This window comes from Halomonas sp. MMSF_3323 (assembly GCF_030733595.1).
In the GTDB taxonomy this organism is placed as follows: Bacteria; Pseudomonadota; Gammaproteobacteria; order Pseudomonadales; family Halomonadaceae; genus Halomonas; species Halomonas litopenaei.
Window position 1 is genome coordinate 32,507 of sequence record NZ_JASHIT010000029.1, and the last position, 26,625, is coordinate 59,131.

The following is a 26,625-nucleotide window of genomic DNA, read 5'->3' on the forward strand; positions in this document are numbered from 1 at the left end:
AAACCAGAGTCCTGAGAACCAGAGCCCGGCATGCCAGAGGCGCCGCGATCGAGGTTCACCGGTCGCTGTCCGTAAAGCGCACGCGGCAGCCACCCAGCAGCGGGGACAGGGGGCGCGGGACGGGCAGGTGGTGCAACAGCCGGCGGATGCCCAGGGCGCAGCGTCCCACCATCCAGATGAGCGCCAGGGTGAAGCCCAGATAGCCGTAAGCCCAGCCGGTGAGCCCCGGCAGGTCGATGTGGCCGATCAGCCCCCACAGGCCGAGTCCGATCGCCCCGGCCAGCACGCCGTACCAGAAGGTCGCCAGCTGAAAGCGCAGGTGGCTCACCAGCACCGCATCGGTGGGTCTTCTGATGGCCAGCCAAAGATGAGTGACGAGTGCGCTGACGGGGGCGGTCACCACCGCCATGACACTGCCCAGCATCAGGGCGTAGAGCAGCAGCACCTTGCGCTGCCCGGAAGGCGTCGTGACGACGGTTGTCTGTTGTGATTGCGACTGGCGAGTTTCCAGCGAAGCAGGGTGCATGGCGTTCTCCCGCGGCCTACAGGCCGATGCGATGGGCTCGATCGGTGAAGAAGATGCCACTGGGCGACTCGGCCTCCAGGGTCGCCAGGCGCTCGAAGGTGGCGGTGTCATAGACCACCACCTGGTCGGAGTCCCGCGCCGAGATCCAGACCTCCTCGCCGCGCGGGCTGAACTCCATGTGCAGTACCGCCTGGCCTGGGGTCAGGGTGCGGATGACCTCGCCGCTTTCACTGTCGATGACCTGGACCACATCGTTGTCGGGGTGGGCGAAGTTGACCCACAGCTGGCGCTGGTCCGGCCGGCTCATCACGAACACCGGCTGCCCGTGCATCGCAATTCGTCGCTCCAGGCGCCAGTCGTCGAGGTTCGCCATCAGCACCTCGTGGCGACCCACCGCCGGCCACCAGGCGTGGTTGTTGGCGATGGTCCAGCCCTCCAGGTGGGGCATCTTGTACACCGGCAGCTTGTCGTCGCCCTGGCGATAGCCGGACAGGACCGGCTCGACCCCGTTCTCGGGATGCCACAGATCGAGCCGCGCCAGGTGGTCTTCGCCGAACAGGCCGGCCACGTAGAAGCGCCCGATGGGATCGATCAGGGCGTCGTAGGGTTTCTCGCCGATATCGGAGAAGCGGGTGATGGCGGGAAGCTCGCTGGCACCTTGTTCGTCCGCGATAAGCGTCGAGGCGTCGAGCACCTGGATCTCGTTGGCATCCCACAGGCTGTAGACGAAGCGGTTGCCCGGGGCGTCGACCAGGCCGACCACCTTGGACAGCGCCTGACTGCCGTCATCTTGGGTGTAGCGCGCCGCTACCTCGGCCAACAGCTCAAGGCTGTCGGCGTCGAACAGCTTCACGCCGCCCGGCTCGTAGTTGGCCACCGCGATGATGCGGCCATCCTGGGAGATGGCCCCGCCGATGCTGTTGCCGGACTGCAGCACTCTCTTGTCGATGGTGGCGCACACCAGATCCACCTTGGTCAGACCGCCGTCGCGGCCGAACACGTAGGCGAAGCGCTCGTCGCTGGAGAACTTCACCGAAGCGTGGGACAGATCACCCAGCCCCTCGACACGAGTGATCACGCGATGCTGGCGGCGGTCGACCAGGGCCAGGCGGCCATCGGCGCGTTCGACCACGACCCCGAGTCCGCCGGTGGCGAGGTTGGCGCAGCTGGCCTCCGGCGTGCCGGCGTCGGTGCTGTGGGCAATGGCGGCTGAGCCGTGCGGGCTCTGGCCCCAGGCGATCAGGCCGCAGGCCAGGGCCAGGCCAAGCATGAAGCCCGGGGCGTGAAAGCGCCGCAGACCGGCGGCGGCGGGGGGATGGGGCAATGCAGAACGGTGCCTCATGGGAGCTCCTGAGCGTCGGTGTGCTTGAGCGTCTCGGCGATCCAGCGGGCCTCTTCGGCGCTCAGCAGATCGCGCCAGGGCGGCATGGCGGTGCCGGGCAGGCCTTCGAGGATGATGGTGGTCAGGGTGTCGACGTCGTAGACCGCCAGGCGCTCCTGGGTGAGAGCTGGGCCGAGCCCCCCCTTGAGGGTCATGCCGTGACAGGAACCGCAGTCCTGAAGGAGCAGGTTGCCGAGCGCCTCCGGGTCCACTGCTGCGCCGTTGGTATCTGTCGCAGCGCTGGTCTTGTGTATCGACGAGGCGCTGGGCGCTGGCGCCGCCGATGTATCGACAGCCCATGCTCCCATCAGCAGAAGGCAGGCGAGGGCGGCACGCCATCGTGGCAAAAGCACTGAGCACGCATGGCACCTGAAAGGGTGCTGGGAAATAGGTGTTGCCATCGACAAGTGTCCCCCGGCGAAGGTCCCTGTAGGACCCGACAGTGTCCTTGATTCATCGAAAATGTTTATTGATATGGGTCGTCGTTTTATCCCGAAGGTATTGGTGTTTCTTGAAGTGGCAAGCAGTAGTCGAGTTTCGTCCTGCTGTCGATAGCGGCTGGAGCCATTGGATGATGCGCGTCAACGTCTTGATCAAAAAGTACTGAAATGCTCCTTTCGAGGTAGCTCCGAAAGTCTTATTTGGTCATTAAGCTTAAGAAATTAAAGGGGAAAAATTTCTGGTGGTGCGCGGAGGAGTGATTGTTGATAGGGGTCAAGAGTCGGCAAGAGACCCAGTGAAATCGTCGGGAATGCGCGCTTCCATGGTAGGCAGGGCAAACGCGAAGAGAGCGGGCCTCTTCGCCGCCTTCATCTGGAAGGAAGATGTGTCGCTTATCCAGGGAAGGGATTGCCGTACCAAGGGAAATAACTCGCTCAAGAGAAAGCGGAAAACCTGGCGACATTTTCATCTTGTGGCACGACATTGGCGACAGGATGAAAGACACGTGGATCATGACTCGAGGTGAAAAGATGACCAGAAGCGTCACGACTCTCAAGCCCCTTGCCGCAGCGATAGCCATCGTGATTGCAGGCCTGGGAAGCGCCCATGGCGCCGAGAAGAACCTGTCTCCGGAAGAGGCGGCCTACCAGAGCAATCCGTCCGGCGTCGACCCGGCGGCGGTGATGATGCCCGATGAAGAGGGCGCCCCTGCGATGACGCGGGAAGAGTTCGATCACGCCAAGGAGATCTACTTCGAACGCTGTGCCGGCTGTCATGGCGTGCTGCGCAAGGGGGCCACCGGCAAGCCGCTGACCACCGACATCACCCGTGAACGCGGCATGGACTATCTCAAGACCTTCATCACCTACGGCTCACCGGCCGGTATGCCCAACTGGGGTACCTCCGGCCAGCTGACCGATGACGAGATCGAGATGATGGCGAACTACGTCATGCATGAGCCACCGGTACCCCCGGAGTTCGGCCTGGCCGACATGAAGGACAGCTGGACCGTGTTCGTGGCGCCGGAAGATCGCCCCACCGAGCAGATGAACGACCTGAACCTGGAGAACCTGTTCTCGGTGACCCTGCGTGACGCCGGCCAGATCGCCCTGATCGACGGCGACAGCAAGGAGATCGTCAAGGTCATCGATACCGGTTACGCGGTGCACATCTCGCGGATGTCCGCTTCCGGGCGCTACCTGTTCGTCATCGGTCGCGACGCCAAGGTCGACATGATCGACCTGTGGATGGAAGAGCCGACCACCGTGGCCGAGATCAAGGTGGGTCTCGAGGCGCGTTCGGTGGAGACCTCCAAGTTCGAGGGCTACGAGGACACCTACGCGGTCGCCGGCACCTACTGGCCGCCGCAGTTCGTGATCATGGACGGCGAGACCCTGGAGCCGAAGAAGATCGTCAGCACCCGCGGCATGACGGTGGGCACCCAGGAGTACCATCCGGAGCCCCGTGTGGCGGCCATCGTGGCGTCCCATCAGCACCCGGAGTTCATCGTCAACGTCAAGGAAACCGGCAAGGTCCGTCTGGTCAACTACGAGAACCTGGACGCCCTGTCCAGCGTCGAGATCGACACCTCCCGCTTCCTGCACGACGGTGGCTGGGACAGCAGCGGTCGCTACTTCATGACCGCCGCCAACCAGTCCAACCAGATCGTCGTCATCGATGCCAAGGAGCGTGAGCTCGAGGCGATCATCGACGTGGGCAAGACCCCGCACCCGGGACGTGGCGCCAACTTCGTCGACCCCGAGTTCGGGCCGGTGTGGGCTACCAGCCATCTGGGCGACAACACCATCTCGCTGATCGGTACCGACCCGGAAGGTCATCCGGACCAGGCCTGGACGGTGGTGCGCACCCTGGAAGGTCAGGGCGGCGGCTCGCTGTTCATCAAGACCCACCCCGAGTCCGAGCACCTCTACGTGGACACCGCGCTGAACCCCGACGAGGCCATCAGCCAGAGCGTTGCCGTGTATGACGTCAACGACCTGGAAGAGGGCTTCCAGGTGCTGCCGATCGCCGACTGGGCGGATCTCGGCGAAGGACCCAAGCGGGTGGTGCAGCCGGAGTACAACCGTGCCGGCGACGAGGTCTGGTTCTCGGTGTGGAACACCGCCGATCAGTCTTCCGCGCTGGTGGTGGTCGACGACGAGACGCTGCAGCTGGAAGCGGTGATCAAGGACGAGCGACTGGTCACGCCGACCGGCAAGTTCAACGTCTACAACACCCAGCACGACGTCTACTGACGTCCTCGCGGGCCGCTCGCACGGGCGGCCCGCCCCAATTTTTCGCTTTTCGGGAGATGGCCATGGCAACCGACAAGGTGGTCGACGACCTGGACCGCATCGACCGGCGTCTGATCGATCGCTATCAGCGATCGCTGCCGTTGGTGGAGCGTCCCTTTGCGGCCATGGCCGAAGAGCTCGGACTGGATGAACAGGCGTTGATCGAACGCCTGCAGCGTCTGTGTGACCTGGGCGTGGTGGGCCGTGTCGGCGCGGTGTTCGATCACCGCCAGGCCGGCGCCAGCGAGCTTGTGGCGGTGGCCGTGCCGGACCATCGCCGGGAGGCGGTGGCACAGATCATCAACGCCTGCCCCGGGGTCAACCACAACTACTGGCGCGAGCACCGCTACAACCTGTGGTTCGTGGTGACGGCGCCGGACAGCACCAGCCTGGAACTGCGCCTGACGCGGCTGGAGGCCGAACTGGCCACTCCGTTGCTGCGTCTGCCCATGGTCCAGAGCTATCACATCGACCTGGCCTTCGCCCTGCCCTGGGCGGAGCTGGAGGAAGCATGATCGAGGCCGTCACGTCCACCGCTGAGCGCCGTCCGGCGAGCCCGCTGCAGGCTCAGGATCGCCGTCTGATCAGACTCAGGGCCTGTCTGGAACAAGGGCTGCCGCTGGTGCCTGAGCCGTTCAAGGTGCTGGCCGAGCAGACCGGCCTGAGCGTCGAGGAGGTCCGCACCTGGATCGGGCACTGGCAGCACAGCGGTTTCATCAAACGCTTCGGCCTGGTGGTCCGCCATCGCCGCCTGGGCCTCGCCGCCAACGCCATGGTGGTATGGAACCTGCCCGATGATCGCGTCGACGAGGTAGGCCGGCGTCTGGCCGCTGAGCCCGAGGTCACCCTGTGCTACCAGCGGGTGCGTCGCCTCGGCTGGCCCTACAACCTGTTCTGCATGATCCACGGCGTCCGGCGAGTGCGTGTCGAGGCCCAGATCCGTGCGCTGATCCAGCGCCATGGCCTCGAAGACGTCGACCACCAGGTGCTGTTCAGCCGCCAGGCCTATCGCCAGCGCGGCGGACGCTACACGCCCGAGGAACCATGACACCCCCGGAGGAGCCATGAGCTCAGAAACACCGTCCCGGGGTTTTCCCGGCGACCCCGACCGCCATCCACACGACGCTGCCACCGCTCGCCATGACGCGGTGGCTGCGCTGTCTGAGGTAGAGCGTCGGATCATCAACCGCCTGCAGTTGGGTGTGCCCTTGACCCCGGACCCCTACGGCGACCTGGCCTTGGAGCTGGGGCTCGGGGTGCGCGAGTTGCTCGACGCCCTGTCGTCGCTGCTCGATCGAGGGATTCTCAGTCGCTTTGGCCCGATGTTCCAGGCCGAGCGTCTCGGCGGTGCCCTGACGCTGGCCGCCCTGGCTGTGCCGGAAGCCGACTTCGAGCGCGTCGCCGAGGTCGTCAACGCCTTCCCCGAGGTGGCCCACAACTATCGCCGCGAGCACCACTACAACATGTGGTTCGTCATCGCCTGTGATCGCCCCGGCCGCGTCGCCTCGGTGATCGAGGCCATCACCGAGGCCACCGGGCTCGAGGTGATCAACCTGCCCAAGGAGGAGGAGTTCCATGTCCATCTCCACCTGCCCGTCTAGGGGCCGCGACGACGTCTCTGTGCTGGACGACGGCGACCGCGCCCTGATCGAAGCCACCCAGGCGGGCCTGCCTTTGGTGGCCGACCCCTGGGCGGCGGTGGGCGCGGCCATCGGCATGAGCGGCGAGGAGGTGCTGGCGCGCTTTCAGCGACTGCGCCTGACCGGCGTCGTGCGCCGCGTCGCCGCGGTACCCAACCACTATCGCCTGGGCTACCTGGCCAACGGCATGACCGTGTGGGACGTCGATGATCAGCGCATCGATGAACTCGGCCGGCAGCTGGCCGACTGGCCGGGCGTCAGTCACTGCTACCGGCGGCCTCGCCGCTTGCCGGACTGGCCCTACAACCTGTTCGTGATGCTGCACGGCCACCACCGCGACGAGGTCGAGGCCCAGGCCGAGCGGCTGCGTGAATGGCTGGGCGACGCCTGCCGCGACCACCGTATTCTCTACAGCAGCCGCATCCTCAAGAAGACCGGGCTACGGCTCGCCACCGCCAAGGGAGCCTCGCCATGTTCCGAGTGACCCGCTACATCGACAGCCTGCTCGAGCCGACGCCACTGGCGCCTGCCCGCACCCCGCCAGGCCCGGTGGTGATCTGGAATCTGATTCGCCGCTGCAACCTGACCTGTCGGCACTGCTACACGGTGTCGGCCGACGTCGACTTCGCCGGTGAGCTGTCCACCGAGGAGGCGCTGAGGGTGCTCGAGGACCTCAAGGCCTTCCGGGTGCCGGCGCTGATCCTGTCCGGTGGCGAGCCGCTGATGCGCCCCGACATCTTCGAACTGTCGCACCGGGCCAAGGAACTCGGGCTGTACACCGGGCTGTCCACCAACGGCACCCTGATCACCGAGGACAACATCGACGCCATCGCCGATGCCGGTTACGACTACGTCGGCATCAGCATCGACGGCCTCGAGGAGACCCATGACCAGATCCGCCAGCGTCGTGGCGCCTTTCGCGAGTCCATGGCCGCAGTCCGGCTGTGCAAGGAACGGGGCATCAAGGTGGGGCTGCGCTTCACCCTGACCCGGGACAACTACGCCCAGTTCGACGACATCCTGGCGCTGACCGCCGAGCACGACGTCGACAAGTTCTACCTGTCACACCTCAACTATGGCGGACGCGGTCATCGTCACCGTAAGCACGACGCCTGGCACGAGATGACCCGCGACGCCATGACCCGACTGTTCGACCGCTGTCGCGCCGAACTCGAGGTGGGTATCCGGCGCGAGTACGTCACCGGCAACAACGACGCCGACGGCCCCTTCCTGCTGCACTGGGCCAGGCGCCACTTCCCCGAGCGGGTCGCCGATCTCGAGGCGCGTCTGCTCGCCTGGGGCGGCAACGCCAGCGGCGAGTACATCGCCAATATCGACAACCTGGGCAATGTCCACCCGGACTCCTTCTGGTGGGACCACCATCTCGGCAATGTACGTGAGCGGCCTTTCTCGGAAATCTGGTGCGAGGCCGACGACGATCTGATGCAGGGCTTTCGCAGTCGTCCGCGGCCGCTCAAGGGACGCTGCGGCGCCTGTCGCTACCTGCCGATCTGCAACGGCAATACCCGGGTGCGCGCCTTCAAGACCCTGGGCGATCCCTGGGCCGAGGACCCGGGCTGCTACCTCGACGATGACGAGATCGGCCTGACCGATGCCGTCTCGCCAAAGATGATTCTGACGACCGGTTGAACGGGAGATCACCATGTCCTTGCAAGCCCTCTACGACCAGCTCGGCGAAGCGCCGCTCGCCTCCGGCGAGGTGGCCATCGTCGGCGCCGGCCCCGGTGACCCCGGCCTTCTGACCCTGCGCGCGCTGTACCTGCTCAGCCAGGCGGACTGCCTGGTCTATGATCGCCTGGTGTCAGCGGAGGTGCTCGCGCTGGCGCCCAAGGCGGCCCAGCGTTTCTACGTGGGCAAGGCGGCGCGCTGCCACGCCCTGACCCAGGAGGAAACCAACCAGTTGCTGGTGCGCCTGGCGGTGACCGGCAAGCGGGTGGTGCGCCTCAAGGGCGGCGACCCCTTCATCTTCGGGCGCGGCGGCGAAGAGGCCGAGATGCTGGTGGACAACCAGGTTCCCTTTCGCGTGGTGCCGGGAATCACCTCGGCCCAGGGCTGCAGCGCCTACGCCGGCTTTCCGCTGACCCATCGCGACCACGCCCAGGGGGTGACCTTCGTCACCGGGCACGCCCGCGCCGACGGCAGCCTCGATCTCGACTGGCGCTCGCTGGCCAGTCGCCGCCACACCCTGGTGTTCTACATGGGGCTGACCAACGCCGAGCTGATTCGCCGCGAACTGCTCGCCAACGGCCTGCCCGCCGACCAGCCGGTGGCGCTGATCGAACGCGGCACCACCCGGGAACAGCGCCGGGTGATCACCCGTCTGGGCCAGTTACCGGAGACCATCCAGGCCGAGGGGCTCAAACCGCCGACGCTGATCGTGGTGGGCGAGGTGGTGTCCCTGGCCGGGCGACTCGATATGGACGCCATGACGGAGGCGGTGGCATGAACACGGCAAGACTGCTGGGCGCGGCCCTGATCGGGCTGATGCCGAGTCTGGTGCCGGGTTTGATGCTGGGTTTGATGCCAGTATCGGCCGAGGCGCAGGCGACAGATTCGGCGCCGCCGCAGCTCTATCAGGATCACTGCGCCAGCTGCCATGGCGCCGATCGTCTGGGCGCCATGGGACCAGCGCTGCTGCCCCAGAACCTGGGGCGTATCAAGCCCGAAGAGGTTCGTCGGGTGATCGCCGATGGCCGCCCCGCGACCCAGATGCCCGGCTTTACCGACACGCTTGCCGAGGCCCAGGTCGATGCGCTGAGCGACTGGGTGCTGAGTGACCCGCCGGTGACCCCCGACTGGACGCTCGACGATATCCGTGCAAGCCAGGTGGTGTCGCATCCCCCCGGCAGCCTTGGCGACACGCCCGAGTTCGACGCCGATCCGCAGAATCTGTTCGTGGTGGTAGAGACCGGCGATCACCACGCCAGCGTGCTCGACGGCGATACCTTCGAGCTCCTGGCGCGCTTCCCTACCCGCTTTGCCCTGCATGGCGGGCCCAAGTACAGCCCGGATGGCCGCTACGTCTATTTCGGCTCCCGCGACGGTTGGATCACCAAGTTCGATCTCTATCACTTCGCCGTGGTGGCCGAAGTCCGCGCCGGCATCAATATGCGCAATATCGCGGTGTCCGCCGATGGCCGCTACGTGATGGCCGCCAACACCCTGCCGGGCAACCTGGTGCTGTTCGACGCCCACCGGCTCGATCCCATGCGGGTCTATCCCGCCGCCGACGCCGAAGGCAACGGCTCCCGGGTCAGCGCCGTCTACGCCGCGCCGCCGCGCTCGAGCTTTATCGCCGCGCTCAAGGACGTCAAGGAGCTGTGGGAGATCCCCTGGCCGGTGACGCCTGAAGCGGTGGTGGCCACGGGGCATATGGACGAGCCGCTGGATCCCGCGCGCAAGGCTCTGGAGGCCAGGGGCGAGAGCTTCGAGGTCCGGCGTCTGCCGGTGCCGGACTACCTCGACGACTTCTTCTTCGACCCCGAGTACCGCCGCGTCATCGGCGCCTCCCGCGGTGGCGATGGGGCCATGGTCATCGACCTGGACAGCGGCGACAAGCTGGCCGACCTGCCGTTGTCGGGCATGCCCCATCTGGGTTCCGGCATCACCTGGGAGACCGGCGGACGTCGGGTGATGGCGATTCCCCACCTGGCCAAGCCGGAAGTCTCGATCATCGACATGGACGACTATTCGCTGATCAAGACGCTGCATACCGACGGACCGGGCTTCTTCATGCGCAGCCACGAAAACTCCCGCTACGCCTGGACCGACGTGTTCTTCGGGCCCAACCGTGATCGTGTCCACGTGATCGACAAGGACAGCCTCGAGATCGTGCGCACCCTGATCCCGGAGCAGGGCAAGACGTCTGCCCACGTGGAGTTCGACCGTGACGGCGAGACCCTGCTGCTGAGCCTGTGGGAGCGCGACGGCGCGGTGATCGCCTACGACGCCGATACCCTCGAGGAGATCACCCGGGTGCCGATGGACAAGCCGTCAGGCAAGTACAACGTGTGGAACAAGACCCACTACGAAGAGGGCACCTCGCACTAGAGGCCTATGTGAAAAGTGCCTGCGCTCGGCGTCTTTACGGACAACGCCCAAGGACGTGGCGCTGTCCTGATACAAGGCGGGCCTGGTGCAGGAGAAGAGTGCGTCTTGCCCGGAGGGGGCGTGCCAGCGGGCACGCTCCTCCCGGGCCTCTTTTCGATGGGGGCTGCCATCGATCTTCAATCCATCGTTTAAAACAAACGTCGACACCAGCATTGACCACGCCGGCCGAGGCTCGGATAGTGAATGGGCGTACAACGCTCATCCATTACTGGAGTTGAATCCATGCGACACAATAACAAGACGTTGCTGACCCTCTCCCTCGCCGCGCTATCCACAGCGGCGCTGGGCGTGACGAGCAGTGCTTCGGCCGCCACCCTGGACGAAGTCACCTCCCGCGGCGAACTCCAATGCGGTGTCAACGTCGGCCTGTCCGGTTTCTCCTCGCCGGACGAGAACGGCAACTGGCAGGGACTCGATGTGGAAACCTGTCGCGCCATCTCGGCGGCGATCTTCGGCGACGCCGACAAGGTGGTGTTCACCCCGCTGACCGCCAAGGAGCGCTTCACCGCGCTGCAGTCCGGTGAGATCGACGTGCTCTCGCGCAACACCACCTGGACCGCCACCCGGGACAACTCCCTGGGCCTCAATTTCACGACGACCACCTTCTACGATGGTCAGGGCTTCATGGTGGCCAAGGATCTCGGCATCGAAAGCCTCGAGGACCTGAACGGTGCCTCTATCTGTATCCAGTCCGGCACCACCCACGAGCTCAACCTGGCGGACTACTTCCCGGCCAAGGGCATCGACATCAACACCGTGACCTTCGATACCCCGGACCAGACCGCCTCGGGCTTCGCCAGCGGGCGCTGTGACGTGCTCACCTCGGACACCTCCCAGCTCAGCGCCCTGCGCCTGCAGCTGCCGGAACCGGACAGCGTCGAGATCCTCACCGAGCTGATCTCCAAGGAGCCGCTGGGCCCGGTGGTTGCCCAGGGTGACGACCAGTGGTTCGACATCGTCAAGTGGACGGTCTTCGCCATGGTCAATGCCGAGGAACTGGGCATCACCAGCGACAACGCCGAGCAGATGAAGAATGATCCGCCCAATCCCCAGGTGGCGCGCCTTTTGGGTGTCGACGGCACCTACGGCGAGCAGCTCGGTCTGACCAACGACTGGGCCTACAACATCGTCTCCCAGGTGGGCAACTACGGTGAGGTGTTCGCCGATACCGTGGGCGAGAACTCACCGCTGGGCATCAGCCGTGGCATGAACGCCCTGTGGAACGAAGGCGGCATCCTCTACGCCCCGCCGATCCGCTGATACTGTCCGCTGCGACCCCGGCCATGGCCGGGGTCGTCCGACCCATGACGGATAGAGCGACGACGTCGCGCGCCGGCCCCCTCGCCGTTCGCGGGTGAATGCCCACGGCCGCGAGACGGGCCGGAGGCAAGCGTCGTCCAGCAAGAGGCTCGCCCATGTCCACGCCCCCTATCGAACGGACGCCGCTATGGCGGCGTCCTGCCTTTCGTGCGCTGATCATCCAGGCGCTGCTGCTGGCAGGCCTCGCCGCGCTGATCGCGATGATGATCGGCAATGCCCTGACCAATCTTGAGGCCAGGGGCATCACCACCGGTTTCGACTTCCTCGGTGAGCGCGCCGGGTTCTCGATCCCCCAGACCCTGATCGACTACTCCGGCGACAGCAGCTATGCCCGCACCTTCGTGGTGGGGCTGCTCAATACCCTGCTGGTGTCCGGGCTCGGCATTCTGGCCGCCACCCTGATCGGCTTCGCCGTGGGTATCGCCCGGCTGTCGCCCAACTGGCTGCTGGCTCGCCTGGCGGCGGCCTTCGTCGAGACCTTCCGCAATATTCCGCTGCTGGTGCAGATCCTGTTCTGGTACTTCGCCGTGCTCCAGGCCCTGCCCAGTCCGCGCCAGAGCATGTCGCTGCTCGAGGCGTTCTTTCTCAATGTGCGCGGGCTGATCGTGCCGGTGCCGGTGCCCGAGCCAGGCTTCGGCCTGACCCAGCTGGCGCTGGTGGCAGCGATCCTGGCGGTGGTGGCCCTTGGTATCTACGCCAGACGGCTGCAGCAGCGTACCGGCAAGGCGCTGCCGGTGTACTGGCTCGGCAGCGCCCTGATCATTGGCCTGCCGCTGCTGGTGTTCGTGGCCAGCGGCAGCCCGCTTGCCTGGGACGTGCCGTCGCTCAAGGGCTTCAACTTCTCCGGCGGTATCACCGTGATCCCGGAGCTGATGGCACTGTGGCTGGCGCTGTCGATCTACACCGCCTCCTTTATCGCCGAGATCGTGCGTTCAGGGATCCAGTCGGTGCCCAAGGGGCAGATCGAGGCGTCCCGGGCGATCGGCCTGCCGGGCAACATCACTTTGCGCAAGGTGGTCATCCCCCAGGCGATGCGAGTGATCGTGCCGCAGCTCACCAGTCAGTACCTGAACCTGATCAAGAACTCGTCGCTGGCGACCGCCATCGGCTATCCCGACCTAGTGGCGGTGTTCGCCGGTACCAGCCTCAACCAGACCGGCCAGGCGATAGAGATCATCGCCATGACCATGGCGGTCTACCTGACCATCAGTCTGGTGGTGTCGGCGTTGATGAACGTCTACAACGCCCGGACCCTGCTCAAGGAGCGCTGAGATGAATACGCCAACCATGCGCTCTGCCATGAGCCGCTTGCCTGTCTTCGTTGGAGGACTGCTGCCATGACCGAGCGTCCCACACCTCCTTCCCAGTCCCCGGTGCACCCCCCGAGTGAGCCCGAGGTGGCGCCGGCTGCCGCGTCCACCGAGCATTCGATGATCGCCGCCCGGCCGGCGCCGGTGGCGCGCCATGGTGTCACCGGCTGGCTCCGCAGCCGGCTGTTCTCGACCCCGCTCAATTCGGTGGTCTCGCTGATCACCCTGGCGGTGCTGGTATGGGCGCTGTCCCCGCTGGTGCAGTGGGCGCTGATCGACGCCGACTGGATCGGCACCACCCGCGAAGCCTGTACCGGCGAGGGCGCCTGCTGGGTGTTCATCAGCGCCCGCTTCGAGACCATCGTCTACGGCTTCTACCCCGAGACCGAGCGCTACCGCGTCGATATCACCCTGGCGCTGCTGGTGGCCACCATCGCCTGGCTGATGATTCCCCGACTGCCGGCCAAGCGCTGGGTGGTGATCTTCGCCCTGGTCGGCTTTCCGGTGATCGCCTGGCTGTTGCTGCTGGGAGGCCACTTCGGCCTGCCGGCGGTGCCCACCCGTGAGTGGGGCGGGCTGATGCTGACCCTGACCGTGGCCATCGTCGGTATCGTCGGCTCGCTGCCGCTGGGGGTGATCCTGGCGCTGGGCCGGCGCTCGCAGATGCCACTGGTGCGCAGCCTGTCGGTGGTGTTCATCGAGTTCTGGCGCGGCGTGCCCTTGATCACGGTGCTGTTCATGGCCTCGGTGATGCTGCCGCTGTTCGTGCCCAGCGAGGTCGAGTTCGACAAGCTGCTGCGCGCACTGATCGGCATCATGTTCTTCTGGAGCGCCTATATGGCCGAGGTGGTGCGTGGCGGCCTGCAGGCGATCCCCAGAGGCCAGGAAGAGGCCGCCAAGGCGCTGGGCCTGGGCTACTGGCGGCGGATGGGCCTGATCATCCTGCCCCAGGCGCTCAAGCTGGTGATCCCGGGCATCGTCAACACCTTCATCGCGCTGTTCAAGGACACCTCACTGGTGCTGATCATCGGCCTGTTCGACCTGCTGGCGATCATCCGTGCCGGGCTCACCGACACCAACTGGCTGGGCTTCGCCACCGAGGGCTACGTGTTCGCCGCGCTGATGTTCTGGATCTTCTGCTTCGGCATGTCACGTTACAGCCAATATATCGAACGGCGTCTACATACCGGCCATTGACGGCCCACAACAACAAATTTGATCGGGAGGCAGCCATGTCTGCTCAAGCGGCGACCACGGCGGATTCGAACACGCCGATGATCGAGATCGACGGCCTCAACAAGTGGTACGGGGACTTCCACGTGCTGCGCGACATCGACCTGACCGTGCAGCCAGGGGAGCGCATCGTGGTGTGCGGGCCCTCGGGGTCCGGCAAATCCACCCTGATCCGCTGCATCAATCACCTGGAGGAACACCAGCAGGGCCGCATCACCGTGGGCGGGGTGCACATGACCCAGGACGTCAAGCGCATCGAACAGATCCGCCGGCACGTCGGCATGGTGTTCCAGCACTTCAATCTGTTCCCTCACCTGTCGGTGCTCGACAACTGCTGCATCGCCCAGACCTGGGTACAGAAGAAACCCCGGCGCGAGGCCGAGGCCACCGCCATGGAGTTTCTCGAGCGGGTGCAGATCGCCGACCAGGCCCACAAGTACCCGGGCCAGCTGTCCGGCGGCCAGCAGCAGCGCGTGGCCATCGCGCGCGCGCTGTGTCTGCGCCCGGAGGTGATGCTGTTCGACGAGCCCACCTCGGCGCTGGACCCGGAGATGATCAAGGAGGTGCTGGACGTGATGATCGAGCTGGCCCGGGAAGGCATGACCATGCTCTGCGTGACCCACGAGATGGGCTTCGCCAAGACCGTGGCCGACCGGGTGATCTTCATGGATCAGGGCCAGATCATCGAGCAGGCGCCGCCCCAGGAGTTCTTCAACAACCCGCGCTCGGAGCGTACCCAGCTGTTCCTGAGTCAGATCCTGGGGCACTGAGGCGCCCTGGCCGCGCGCTTGCTCGCGCAGAGCGCGGCAAGGCGGACGGGGGCGACAGCAGCGGGGCACATAAGCTGGAGGACTGGTAGCGCGGGGTGGCTCCCATGGCGTCGCTGCGAGAAAGACTGCGCCGATAAAGGCGCGGAGTGTCGAGAGCGATGGCGGCGACCACCGCCGTGGCATTCCTTGAAGGAATACAACCAGCGATAATTTTCGTTTGTCGCCGCCTCCCCGCTCTGGTCTTATCGGTGGCATCACCGCCTGCCAACCGATAGGAGCCCGGATGTCTTCCGACTTTGTGACCGCCGACGAGATTCGTGACCGCTTTGCCTCTGCCATGTCGGCCATGTACCAGGCCGAGGTGCCCCAGTACGGCACCCTGCTGTCACTGGTCGAGCAGGTGAATCGGCAGACCCTCGAGGCTGATCCGGCGCTGGCCGAGCGGCTCGAGGCCAGCGGCGAGCACGCTCGCCTGGGCGTCGAGCGTCACGGTGCGATCCGGGTGGGCACGGCCGAGGAACTCGCCACCCTGAGGCGCCTGTTTGCGGTGATGGGGATGTTCCCTGTGGGCTACTACGACCTGTCCGAGGCCGGGGTGCCGGTGCACTCCACCGCCTTTCGCCCGGTCACCGACGAGGCCCTGGCACGCAATCCCTTCCGCCTGTTTACCTCGCTGCTGCGCCTCGAGCTGATCGAGGACGTCGAGCTGCGCACCCTGGCCAGCGAGATCCTGGCCAAGCGCGACATCTTCACTCCGGGGGTGCGTGAACTGATCGCCACCTTCGAGCAGCAGGGTGGCCTCACCGAGGAACAGGCCGAGCGCTTCGTCGCCGAAGCCCTGGAGACCTTCCGCTGGCACCAGGACGCCACCGTGGACCGCGCCACCTACGAGCGGCTGCACTCGGCCCACCGTTTGATCGCCGATGTGGTGTGCTTCCGTGGCCCGCACATCAACCATCTGACCCCGCGTACCCTGGACATCGACGAGGCCCAGCGCCGGATGCCCGAGCATGGCATGACGCCCAAGGCGGTGATCGAGGGCCCGCCCCGGCGCGCCTGTCCGATCCTGCTGCGTCAGACCAGCTTCAAGGCGCTGGAAGAGACCACCCGTTTCGTCGGTGACGCCGAGGGTAGCCATACCGCCCGCTTCGGCGAGATCGAGCAGCGTGGTGTAGCCCTGACCCCCAAGGGCCGGGCGCTCTATGACCGCTTGCTGGGCGAGGCCCGCAAGGCGCCCCAGGGGCTGGACAACGCCGCCCATCAGGCTCGCCTGGCCGAGGTCTTCGCCGACTTCCCTGATGACGAGACCACCCTGCGCCGCGAGGGCCTGGCCTACTTCGTCTACCGTGCGGTAGACGAGTTCGACGGTGACACCTCTGTGGAGGTACAGATCGCCGCCGGCAAGGTGGTGGCCGAACCGCTGACCTACGAGGACTTTCTGCCGGTGTCGGCGGCGGGCATCTTCCAGTCCAACCTGGGCGGTGAGGAGAGTGCGGTGGGGCAGGGCAACGCCAACCGTGACGCCTTCGAGGCGGCGCTGGGGGCCTCGGTGCGCGATGAACTCGAGCTCTACGCCCGCCGCGAGCGCGAATCCCTGGCGGCGCTTGGCCTGAAACGCTGATCCTGATGATTGGCCTGAGCCTCTTCTCTGTATCAGCCGCTGAATGTGCCCATCGCTGATCCTGTCGTCACGGCTCTTGCCTTCACGGAAAGTACCCGCGCCGATCGATCTTCCGCCCGGAAGATCGATCGGCGTTGGCGTTGGCGTTGCGGGTAGCGAGGCGATGTTGGCGGGCAGGTCGTCAGCGAGTGCGAGCCGTGGCACACAAAGGTAAGCTTCTGGCTTTTCTTGTCTCAGGAGTTTGTCGCCATGGAGTGGCTCGCCGCTATCTCGCCGCTGTCCCCCGTCGTCAGTCTCGGCCTGATCCTGCTGTCCGGTGTCACCTCGATGATCAGCGCGTCGCTGGGCGTGGGCGGCGGCACCCTGTTGATCATGACCATGGCCCAGGTGATGCCGGCGGCGGCGCTGATTCCGGTGCATGGCATGGTCCAGCTGGGCTCCAACGGCGGACGCCTGGCCATGAGCTGGCGGCACGTCCACTGGCCGCTGCTGGCGACCTTTGTCCCCGGTGCCCTGGTCGGCGCCCTGGTGGCCGGCTGGCTGCTGATCCGCCTGCCCAGCGGGGTGCTGGAACTGTCGATTGCCGCCTTTGTGCTCTATACCCTGTGGGGGCCGGGGCTGCCCAAGCGCGCCCTGGGCCGCCTGGGCACCCTGATCGCCGGCGCCGTCACCACCCTGTTGTCCAGCTTTGTCGGCGCCAGTGGGCCCATGGTGGCGGCCTTCGTCAAGCAGCACGGCAACTCCCGCCAGGGCACGGTGGCCACCTTCGCCGCCTGCATGACCTTCCAGCACCTGACCAAGGCCTTCGTCTTCGGCGTCGCCGGTTTCCTGTTCGCCGACTGGCTGTGGTTGATCCTGCTGATGATCGGCGTCGGGGTGCTGGGCACCTGGCTTGGACTGCGCCTGTTGCATCACGTGTCGGAGCGGCGTTTCGACACCGGATTCCGGGTGGTGTTGACCGCGCTGTCGCTGCGTCTGGTGTGGCTGGGCATGACGCGGCTGCTGACCTGAACGTCTGGGCAGGCACGGCCGCCATGGGCGAGGGTCAAGACGAAAGATGTGGGCGAAGTAGTGCATAGGGGGTAGTTGCCCCCCGCTCCAGAGCGGCTGAATTGGCATAGAGTGATAGGTAGTCGTCACTGCTGGTCGACTGCCACCCTCGAGTCCTTCAATGCCTCTATTTGCCCGCCGTGAACTCCCGATCCAATGGCTTATCGCTGCCTCCATCGTCGGCATGACGCTGATGATGGCCGGTCTGCTGCTGTGGCAGTCGTGGGATCAGGCTCGGGACTCGCTGGTCGAGGCGCTGCAGCGATCCAGCCAGCAGCTGTCGGCGACGGTGGAGGTCAAGACCCGCTCGCTGATCGAACCTTCCAGGGCGATGCTCGGTGTGCTGAGCAGAGAAACGAGCATCGAGAACTTCGACAGTGCCCGAAGCGATCATCTACTGCCCATGCTGGCGGCGGTGGTCGACGCCCAGGAGGTGCTGGGAGGCGCCTACATCGGCTCCGACAACGGCGACTTTCTGATGGTTCGCGCCATCGAGCGACTGTCGCCCGGGGCAGTATCCGACTCATTGAATCTGGCCGGTGGCACTTACCTGGCGCTGATCCTGCACGGCGACAGGCGGCAAGGCATGGCTGGCTACTGGCAGGTACTCGACGATGAGGCGAGGGAGCTACGTCGCATCGCCATCGAGAGCCACGGCCTGGACCCGCGCGATCGACCCTGGTTTCGTCAGGCGCTGGACGAGCACGGCCCGCAGCTATCGGCGCCCTATACCTTCTTCACCAACGGTGAGCAGGGCGTCACCCTGTCCCAGCGATCCCGTGATGGACGCGCCGTGCTTGGCATCGACATGACCTCCGCGGATCTCGGTAAGGAAATCCATGCGTTTGCCACCACCCAGGGGTCACTGCTGGCCATCACTACCCCCGAGGGCGATGTGCTCGCCCACAACGCGGACAAGGATGCGGCGCTGTTGCCGGGGACCTCGCTGGAGGATCTGGGCGAGGCGCCGTTGATCGAGCTCAAGGATCAGGGGGTGCTGGCGACGCCGGTCCGTTACTTCTGTGGTGAGCAGTACTGGTGGGGGCTGGCGCTGCCCTTCGACATGCTCGGCAGTCGACTGGCCTGGCTGCTGGTGGCCATGCCGGAGCGGGAGCTGATGGCGAGCCTGCGTGAATCCCTGTGGCACCGTCTGTTGCTGTCGCTGGGGCTGGTGACGCTGATGGTGCCACTCGGCATCCTGCTGGGTCGCCGACTCGGGCGCCCACTGCGCGAACTGGGTGAGCAGGTACGGACCATCTCCGAGTTCGACCTCGATGCCTATCGCGGGGTCGACTCCCGGGTGCGCGAGGTGGCTCACCTGTCCGGTGCGCTGGACACTCTGGTGCATCGCGTCGGCGAGTTTCGGCGCATCAATCGCATGCTGGGACGCGAGCGCCGACTCGACGTGATGCTCGACGGCATCCTCGATGAGCTGTTGAACGTCACCGGCAGCCACCACGGGGTCATCTATCTGGCCAATGAGGACAGTTCCGGCCGCCTGTCGCCGGTCGCCGAGGCGGGTCAGGGATGGGGCGATGCCTCCTTGCCGGCGACGCTCGAGGTCGACCAGGACTCGGGCCCTCTGCTGGAGGTGCGGCGAGCGCTGGAGGCGCAAGGGTATCTGGTGCAGTCGCTGCGCGACCGCGCCGGCAAGCGTCTCGGGATACTGCTGCTGGCGCACCGGGACGGTGGTCAGGATGATGACCAGTGGCGCACCTTCGTCGCCGAGGTGTCATCGGTGGCGGCGGTGGCCATCGACATGCGCCGCCTGCTCGAGGGCGAGGCGCGTCTGCTGGACGCCATGATTCAGCTGGTCGCCAGGGCCACCGATGCCAAGTCACCCCACACCGGTGGACACTGTACCCGGGTACCGCAGCTGGCGGAGATGCTGATCGATGAGGTGGACCGGGCGCGCCAGGGCCCTTTTGCTGCGGTTCACCTCAGCGAGGAAGAGCGCGCCACCTTCCACCTGGCGGCCTGGCTGCACGACTGCGGCAAGCTGACCACCCCAGACCACATCATGGAGAAGGCCACCAAGCTCGAGACCCGTTACAACCGGATCCACGAGATCCGTACCCGCTTCGAGGTGCTGTGGCGAGACGCCGAACTCGATTACTGGCGCGCCATCGCCCAGGGGGGCGAAGCAACAAAGCTTGACCAGGTACTGCAGCGTCGGCGCCAGGAGCTGCAGGAGGCCTACGCCTGCGTCGCCGAGGCCAACCATGGCCGCGAGGCGATGAGCGAGGCCGACTGCCAGCGCTTGAAGACCATCGGCGAGTGGCGCTGGCTGCGTTACTTCGATGACCGCCTGGGGCTGTCGCGGGCCGAACTGGACAACATGGCCGAAGAACCCCGTCGCGCCTTGCCTTCAGAAGAATGTCTGCTTGCCGATCTGCCCCGTCATCGCATTGCCTGGCAGCGTCCCTGTCCCCCGGTGCATCCCGAGGACCCCGACAATCACTGGGGCTTTTCGATGGAGCCGCCGTCCCTGGCGGAGCATCAGGGGGAGCTCTACAACCTGTGCATCGCCCGGGGCACGCTCAACGACGTCGAACGCTTCCGCATGCAGGAGCACGTGATCCAGACCATCATCATGCTCGAGTCTCTGCCCTGGCCCGCTCACCTGAAGCGAGTGCCGGAGATCGCCGGCAATCACCATGAGCGCATGGACGGACAGGGGTATCCGCGGCGGCTGCGACTCGGCGAGGCCAGCCTGGAAGAGCGGATCATGGCGCTGGCGGATGTGTTCGAGGCGCTGACCGCCTCCGATCGTCCCTACAAGAGTGGCCTGCCGCTGTCCCGCGCACTGGAGATCCTGGCTGACATGGTCAAGGACGGCCACCTGGACCCGGCGGTCTTCGAGTTGCTGCTGGATAGCGGCGTGTGGCGGCGCTACGCCGATACCTTTGTGGCCGACCGACAGATCGACCAGGTCGATATCGATGCCATCCGGGCCCGAGCTCGGCGTTGACCTAACGTGGAGCCTGCCGCTGTGTTCGGGATACGCGTCTGCAGATCTGCACATATAGTGGAGAGAGCGCTACCCCTTTCGGCTTAGGGCGTTTCGTCACGCTTGAAAGTCCCGTTTGCCTCGTCACGAGAGGTCCGACCATGTACCGCCATCGACTCGTCATTCCGGTGCAGTGGCTGATCGGTATCGTTATCGTCGGGGTGATGGTGGTGATGGCGGTGGCGCTGCTGGGGTTCTCCTGGCACCAGTCCCAGCGCACGCTGGGGGCGACCCTGGAAGAGACCTCGGCCCAGCTGGTCGACACCCTGGAGGCGCGTACCCAGGCGCTGGTGAGGCCGGCACGGGTGGCCATCGACATGCTGGCCAACGGGGCCCCGGGCGAGGCCGACGACTGGGACGGCCGGCTGGCAGCGTTGCCGCTGATGAGGGCGGCGCTGGAAGCCCATCGACTGGTCGACGCCGTCTACATCGGCTATGGCAGCGGCGACTTCCTGATGTTTCGCGCGGTGGATCGCATGCTCGAGAGCAAGCGACCCGACCTCGTCAACAACGACGGCCAGGACGCGGCCTACCTGGCGCTGGTGGTGGATGCACGCCCTGGCCAGCCACCGCAGAGTGAATGGCATCTGTTCGATCCATCGCTTGCTCCGCTCGGGCGCGAGCGACTCGACCAGTACTTCTTCGATCCGCGCAGCCGTCCCTGGTTTCAGCAGGCCCCCGAGGGTGACGCCCCTTTCCTGACCGCTCCCTATGTGTTTTTCAACACTGGCGAAATCGGCATCAGCATGGCGCGCCGCAGCGGTGACGCCGTGGTCGGCCTGGATGTCGCCTCGCGGGACCTCGGCGTCGGCCTGGATGACCTGCGGTTGACGCCGCAGACACGCATGGCGGTGGTCACCGCCTCCGGCCAGGCGCTGGCGACCACCCTGGACGCCACACTGGATCCTGGGCTCGGCAACGCCCGCCAATTGTCCTCTTTCGAGGATCTGGCCATGCCGGTGCTGGCGCAATTGTTGAGCACGAACGTCGACCAGCCGCCGCGGCGGTTGTCCCATGACGGTCGCCAGTGGTGGGGGCTGGTGCTGCCCTTTGTCACCCTGGGGGGCGAGGCCACGCGGCTGATGGCAGCGGTCCCGGAAGACGAGCTGACCTCCGATGTGCGCCAGATGATGCTGGAGAGTTCGTTGCTGGCGGGGGCCGTGACACTGGCCTTGTTGCCGCTGGGGGTGCTGCTGGGACGACGACTGGGGCGTCCATTGCGGGAGTTGTCCGGACAGGTCGAGGCGCTCGGGCGCTACGATTTTTCCGCCTGCGACGGTGTCGGCTCGCGGGTGACCGAGGTGCGCGGGCTCAGCGTGGCACTGCGCCGGCTGGCGCGTGGTATCGAGGGCTTTGGACGCATCACCCGGGTGCTCAACAGCGAGCCACGCCTGGATCGCATGCTGACCAGCATTCTCGAGGATCTGCTGCGCGGCACCGGCAGTCGCGCCGGGGCCATCTACCTGGCCGATGAACAGGACGAGGGACGCTTCGCTCGGATCGCCAGGGAGGGGGAGGCGAGGGACCCCGATGCGGACCCACGGAGTCGGGAGCTGCGACTGCAGGAAGGCTCCGAGGCCGAGCTCGAGGCGCTGATCGAGCGCTTTGAGGCGGCCGGCTATCTGTTGCAGCCGCTGCGTAACCGGGAGGGAGCGACGCTGGGTCTGCTGGCGTTGGCGCGGCGCTCGCTGGACGATGACGACGCTCACTGGCGTGCCTTCGTCGCCGAAGTGTCGGCGGCGGCAGCGGTGGCCATCGACCTGAGGCGACTGCTGCGCGGTGAGGCGCGTCTACTGGAGGGCATCGTCCAGCTGGTGGCCCATGCCATCGACGCCAAGTCGCCGCATACCGGAAGCCACTGCTCGCGAGTGCCGGTACTGGCAGAGATGATCGTCGAGGGCATCGATCGCAGCGAGCACGGGGTATACGCCGAGACTCACTTCGACGCGACCCGCCGCAGCGCCTTCCATCTGGCGGCCTGGCTGCATGACTGCGGCAAGCTGGCGATTCCCGACGAGGTGATGGAAAAGGCCACCAAGCTCGAGGCCCGCTACGACCGTATCCATGAGATTCGCACCCGCTTCGAGGTGCTGTGGCGCGATGCCGACGTGGCCTACTGGCAGGGGCGCGCCCACGGTGGCGATCCGGTGACGCTGGAGCGACGGCGCCATGCGCGACAGCAGGAGTTGATCGCAGCCTTCGAATGCGTGGCCGAGGCCAATCGGGGGGGCGAGGCCATCAGCGATGAGCTGCTGGAGCGCCTGACCGTCATCGCCGAGTGGCGCTGGTGGCGGCGCTTCGATGATCGGCTCGGGGTGTCGCGAGATGAGCTCAAGCGCATGTCCCGCGAACCCCTGCGCAGGCTGCCCGCGGAGGAGCGCCTGCTGGCCGACCTGCCACGTCACGAGATTCCCTGGCACCGCTCTCGCCCGGCGGTGGCGCCGGACGACCCCGACAATGTCTGGCGTTTCGACATGCGGCCCAGTGAACTGGCCGGCCATCAGGGCGAGCTTTTCAATCTCAGGGTGTCCCGCGGCACCCTCAACGAGGTCGAGCGATTCCGCATCCAGGAGCACGTGGTCCAGACCATCATGATGCTCGAGGCGCTGCCCTGGCCCGCGCACCTGCGTCGGGTCCCGGCCATCGCCGGCAATCATCACGAGCGCATGGACGGTACCGGTTATCCACGCCGACTGGCGATGAAGGACGCCAGCCTCGAGGAGCGGGTCATGGTGATGGCGGACGTGTTCGAGGCCTTGACCGCCGCGGACCGCCCCTACAAGTCGGCCATGACCCTTTCCCGGGCACTGGCGACGCTGGCCGACATGGTGCGGGAGGGCCATCTGGACCCCGAGATCTTCCGGCTGATGCTGGAGCAGCGGATCTACAGCGACTACGCCGAACGCTTCTTGACGCCGGCCCAGCGTGATAGCGTTGATACCGAGGCGCTGCTGGCCCGTGCGGGAGTTTGACCTGACGCAAGCGCGCAGGAGTAGGCCCGCTCCGGCTTTTGCCCAAGTGGACGACGACAAAGGCGCCTGCATGAACGGCTGGTTCGCCCGAAATGGTCTATATAATGCCGAGAATGATGGTGAACGCTCGCCAATTTGGCCTGTACAGGCCGGTCAAGTGGGTCATAATGCCGTCAGTGCAGTCTGGAAATCGCAGGGGTTTGGATAAATGGTGACCACAAGGAATTCCGGGTGGCGTTCGCTGACGATGCTGGTCGCGCTGGTGGTGACCTGTCTGATGGTGGTGCAGTCCGCCCAGGCAGGCAATCCGCGCTACGCAGGCATCGTGGTGGACGCCGAGAGTCATGAGATCCTGTACGCGGAAAACGCCGATGAGCGCCGCTATCCGGCCTCACTGACCAAGATGATGACCCTTTATATGCTGTTCGAGGCTCTGGACGGTCGTACCATGAGTCTGGGCCAGCCGCTGCCGGTCTCTTCCCATGCGGCCTCGATGCCGGCGACCAAGCTGTGGCTCAAGCCCGGTGACAGCATCCCGGTGGAGAAGGCCATCCAGGCGTTGGTCGTGCGCTCCGCCAATGACGTGGCGGTGGTGGTGGCCGAGTCCCTGGGCGGTTCCGAGTCTCACTTCGCCGACATGATGACCCGCAAGGCGCGCAGCCTGGGCATGAATAACACCACCTTCCGCAACGCTTCGGGCCTGCCCAACTCCGGCCAGGTCACCACGGCGCGGGACATGGTCATCCTGGCGCGCCGTCTGATGCTGGACTTCCCCCAGTATTACCCCTACTTCTCTCTTACCGAGTTCACCTGGCGTGGCACTCGTCACACCGGTCACAACCGTCTGCTGACCAAGTACCCGGGCACCGATGGTCTCAAGACCGGCTTCATTCGCGCCTCCGGTTTCAATGTGGCGACCTCGGCCACGCGCAATGGACGGCGCATGGTGGCGGTGGTCATGGGCGGCTACACCGCCGCTTCCAGGGATGAGCAGATGATGAGCCTGCTCGACCGTGGCTTCCTGCGGGCTTCGCTGGTCGACGGTCGTGGTTTCCTTGCCAATACCGACGTCTCCGGTGGCGAACTGATGGCGCCTCGCCAGCGTGGGTTGATCTCTGCGCCGACGCCGAGCCGTGTCGCTCAGGTGCCATCGACCGCGGTGCGGCCGTCACGGGTCGAGACCGTGGTTCGTCCGGCCACGCCGACGCTGGCCAGCCGCCAGTCGGCGACAGCGCCGGTGCGCTTCGAGTCCGCCGCCCCGATCATCTCCGATTCGCGTCGTTCTTCGTCCGGTCCCGACCCGCTGCGCAACCTGATCGACCAGCCGAGTGCCTCGGCACCCGCCCTGGCATCGATTCCGGTGGCGGCCTCGGTGCCCGACGCGGCAGCGGCGAGGCCTGAGCCCAGCCCTGTGTCGAGTTCCGTGTCGAGCGCGCCGTCCAGCGCGCCGTCCAGCGTGGCGAGCACGAACACCACCAGCGCGAATGCGAACAGCACCATCGCGCAGACCGGCGACTGGGGGGTCCAGGTGGGGGCGTTCAGCGACATGGACAGCGCGCGCAGCCAGGCCAGCCAGGCGGCCGATCGTCTGGCGGGCGAGATGGCCCACGCCCGGGTAGCGGTGGCGCGAGCCGACAATGCCAACATCTACCGTGCCCGCGTGGTGGACCTGCAGGAAGGCCAGGCCCGTTCGGCCTGTCGGCGACTGCTGCAGCAGGGCATGGACTGCATGGTCGTTCAGGCCAGCCTCTAAGCGTCAGTTCGCGCCACCTTCACGTCGTTCTCCGACAAGGCCCGCCTCTGGCGGGCCTTTTGCTGCATGGCATACACCAGTGCACAGTTCTGGTGCGTCTGTTCTTGCCAGCGAAGCGTTCGCCCCCTAACGTTGTCCCTGTTACCCCCGTCGGCCCCGTGCCGGCGGGGTTCGTTTTTAGGTCAGGTAGATGGTGGTCGTGAGCCACTTGCCATCAGTGCTGCGGACAGGGAGGAGAGCATGGGATCATCGTTCAAGGGTATCGGGTTCATGTGTCTTGGCGTGCTGTGCCTGGCGCTCGGTGACGCCATTTCCAAGTGGCTCGGCGAGGTGCATTCGCCGTTGCAGATCATCTTCTTTCGCACCCTGGTGTCGTTGCCGTTGATCATGCTGCTGGCGCACCAGGGGGGCGGCCTACGCACCCTGTCGACCCGACGTCCTGGGGTGCATCTGATCCGTGGTCTGATCTATACCGGCACCATGGGTTGCTTCGTGCTGGGGTTGACGATGATGCCGCTCGCCGAGGGCACCGCCATCGCCTTCGCCGCGCCGCTGTTTGTCAGCCTGCTGTCGGTCCCGCTGCTGGGCGAGCGGGTGAGCGTGCCGGTGGTGCTGGCGTCGTTGGTGGGCTTTGCCGGTGTATTGGTGATCGTGCGTCCAGGCAGTGAAGGCATCTCGCTGGGTGCTCTGTCGATGCTCGGGGCGGCGGTGTTCTATGCCTTGATGATGATCACCGCTCGGCGCTACGGCGCCCGCGAGCACCTGTGGGCGATGGTGTTCTACATGACCCTGGTGCCCTTTGTGGTGACCGGCGTCGCCCTGCCGCTGGTATGGCAGGCGCCGGCGCTGGAGCATTGGCCGGCCTTTCTCATGTCCGGGGTGCTCGGGGTCGGCGCCACCGCCTTTATTACCCTGGCCTTTCGTCACGCTCCGGCCGCTATCGCCGCCCCCTTCGACTATACCGCCATGCTGTGGGCGGTCCTGCTCGGCTGGATGATCTGGGACGAGGTGCCGGATCTCGGGGTGCTGATCGGCGGCACCCTGATCATCGCCAGCGGCCTGGCGATCGCCTACCAGGAGGGGCGCACCAGCCTCAAGCGGCGCCCTTCGGCCTGAGCTGGGCACTTGCCGTCCTAAGCTTGCCTTAAGTTGCTGCCGTCAGGCTGCCTGTTA

The 26,625-nt window shown here is 65.9% G+C and carries 21 protein-coding genes; 18 read left to right on the plus strand and 3 right to left on the minus strand.

The features are described 5' to 3' along the window. Positions 1–55 precede the first annotated feature (55 nt). Genes RBB39_RS15010 through RBB39_RS15020 form a run of 3 tightly spaced genes read right to left on the minus strand, consistent with a single transcriptional unit; the run spans position 56 to position 2,215 of the window. Positions 56–526, minus strand: coding sequence for a hypothetical protein (locus RBB39_RS15010; protein WP_052704406.1), 471 nt, complete (start codon positions 524–526; stop codon positions 56–58). 16 nt (positions 527–542) lie between these two features. Then, positions 543–1,868: a cytochrome D1 domain-containing protein gene (locus RBB39_RS15015; protein ID WP_275041605.1), complete on the minus strand. Its 1,326-nt coding sequence runs from the start codon at positions 1,866–1,868 to the stop codon at positions 543–545. Then, complete coding sequence (locus tag RBB39_RS15020; RefSeq protein ID WP_052704405.1) at positions 1,865–2,215, minus strand: cytochrome c; 351 nt, start codon at positions 2,213–2,215, stop codon at positions 1,865–1,867. Before RBB39_RS15020 ends, RBB39_RS15015 begins: the two co-directional genes overlap by 4 nt. Before the next feature lie 663 nt (positions 2,216–2,878). Here RBB39_RS15020 and RBB39_RS15025 point away from each other — a divergent pair. The 18 genes from RBB39_RS15025 to RBB39_RS15110 all read left to right on the plus strand — a co-directional run bounded on the left by RBB39_RS15025 (position 2,879) and on the right by RBB39_RS15110 (position 26,568). Beyond that, positions 2,879–4,603, plus strand: a complete 1,725-nt coding sequence (locus tag RBB39_RS15025; protein ID WP_083970485.1) for a nitrite reductase — start codon at positions 2,879–2,881, stop codon at positions 4,601–4,603. Between the two features lie 62 nt (positions 4,604–4,665). Then, positions 4,666–5,157 (plus strand): Lrp/AsnC family transcriptional regulator, encoded by a 492-nt coding sequence (locus RBB39_RS15030; protein WP_045993516.1) that lies wholly within the window; start codon positions 4,666–4,668, stop codon positions 5,155–5,157. Continuing rightward, the gene (locus RBB39_RS15035; protein ID WP_045993515.1) at positions 5,154–5,690 is read left to right on the plus strand and encodes an Lrp/AsnC family transcriptional regulator; all 537 of its coding nucleotides are present in this window, start codon (positions 5,154–5,156) and stop codon (positions 5,688–5,690) included. Before RBB39_RS15030 ends, RBB39_RS15035 begins: the two co-directional genes overlap by 4 nt. 16 nt (positions 5,691–5,706) lie before the next feature. Further along, positions 5,707–6,243 (plus strand): Lrp/AsnC family transcriptional regulator, encoded by a 537-nt coding sequence (locus RBB39_RS15040; protein WP_239452570.1) that lies wholly within the window; start codon positions 5,707–5,709, stop codon positions 6,241–6,243. Beyond that, on the plus strand, positions 6,218–6,766 hold the full coding sequence (locus tag RBB39_RS15045; protein WP_045993514.1) for an AsnC family transcriptional regulator: 549 nt from the start codon (positions 6,218–6,220) through the stop codon (positions 6,764–6,766). Before RBB39_RS15040 ends, RBB39_RS15045 begins: the two co-directional genes overlap by 26 nt. Next, positions 6,754–7,932: a heme d1 biosynthesis radical SAM protein NirJ gene (gene nirJ, locus RBB39_RS15050; protein WP_045993513.1), complete on the plus strand. Its 1,179-nt coding sequence runs from the start codon at positions 6,754–6,756 to the stop codon at positions 7,930–7,932. The genes RBB39_RS15045 and nirJ overlap by 13 nt, the downstream gene beginning before the upstream one ends. A 13-nt stretch (positions 7,933–7,945) precedes the next feature. Then, positions 7,946–8,749 (plus strand): uroporphyrinogen-III C-methyltransferase, encoded by an 804-nt coding sequence (gene cobA / locus RBB39_RS15055; protein ID WP_045993512.1) that lies wholly within the window; start codon positions 7,946–7,948, stop codon positions 8,747–8,749. After that, complete coding sequence (locus RBB39_RS15060) at positions 8,746–10,353, plus strand: nitrite reductase (RefSeq protein ID WP_083970483.1); 1,608 nt, start codon at positions 8,746–8,748, stop codon at positions 10,351–10,353. The genes cobA and RBB39_RS15060 overlap by 4 nt, the downstream gene beginning before the upstream one ends. 282 nt (positions 10,354–10,635) lie before the next feature. After that, positions 10,636–11,673, plus strand: a complete 1,038-nt coding sequence (locus tag RBB39_RS15065) for an amino acid ABC transporter substrate-binding protein (RefSeq protein WP_045993511.1) — start codon at positions 10,636–10,638, stop codon at positions 11,671–11,673. A gap of 155 nt (positions 11,674–11,828) precedes the next feature. Then, positions 11,829–13,004 (plus strand): amino acid ABC transporter permease, encoded by a 1,176-nt coding sequence (locus RBB39_RS15070; protein WP_157033075.1) that lies wholly within the window; start codon positions 11,829–11,831, stop codon positions 13,002–13,004. A gap of 159 nt (positions 13,005–13,163) precedes the next feature. Further along, positions 13,164–14,240, plus strand: a complete 1,077-nt coding sequence (locus tag RBB39_RS15075) for an amino acid ABC transporter permease (RefSeq protein ID WP_045993550.1) — start codon at positions 13,164–13,166, stop codon at positions 14,238–14,240. A gap of 77 nt (positions 14,241–14,317) precedes the next feature. Then, positions 14,318–15,046 carry an amino acid ABC transporter ATP-binding protein gene (locus RBB39_RS15080; RefSeq protein WP_045993549.1) on the plus strand — a complete coding sequence of 243 codons (729 nt, stop codon included), beginning with the start codon at positions 14,318–14,320 and terminating at the stop codon, positions 15,044–15,046. Positions 15,047–15,329: 283 nt separating this feature from the next. Next, positions 15,330–16,667 carry a VOC family protein gene (locus tag RBB39_RS15085; RefSeq protein ID WP_045993509.1) on the plus strand — a complete coding sequence of 446 codons (1,338 nt, stop codon included), beginning with the start codon at positions 15,330–15,332 and terminating at the stop codon, positions 16,665–16,667. A 249-nt stretch (positions 16,668–16,916) separates the two neighbouring features. Further along, entirely contained in the window at positions 16,917–17,678 is a 762-nt protein-coding gene (locus RBB39_RS15090; RefSeq protein WP_045993508.1) for a sulfite exporter TauE/SafE family protein, read from the plus strand. A gap of 160 nt (positions 17,679–17,838) precedes the next feature. After that, positions 17,839–20,688 (plus strand): HD domain-containing phosphohydrolase, encoded by a 2,850-nt coding sequence (locus RBB39_RS15095; RefSeq protein WP_045993507.1) that lies wholly within the window; start codon positions 17,839–17,841, stop codon positions 20,686–20,688. 140 nt (positions 20,689–20,828) lie between these two features. Further along, complete coding sequence (locus RBB39_RS15100) at positions 20,829–23,699, plus strand: HD domain-containing phosphohydrolase (protein ID WP_045993506.1); 2,871 nt, start codon at positions 20,829–20,831, stop codon at positions 23,697–23,699. 208 nt (positions 23,700–23,907) lie between these two features. Then, positions 23,908–25,452, plus strand: coding sequence for a D-alanyl-D-alanine carboxypeptidase (locus RBB39_RS15105; protein WP_045993505.1), 1,545 nt, complete (start codon positions 23,908–23,910; stop codon positions 25,450–25,452). A gap of 240 nt (positions 25,453–25,692) precedes the next feature. Beyond that, entirely contained in the window at positions 25,693–26,568 is an 876-nt protein-coding gene (locus tag RBB39_RS15110) for a DMT family transporter (protein WP_045993504.1), read from the plus strand. Positions 26,569–26,625: the final 57 nt, after the last annotated feature.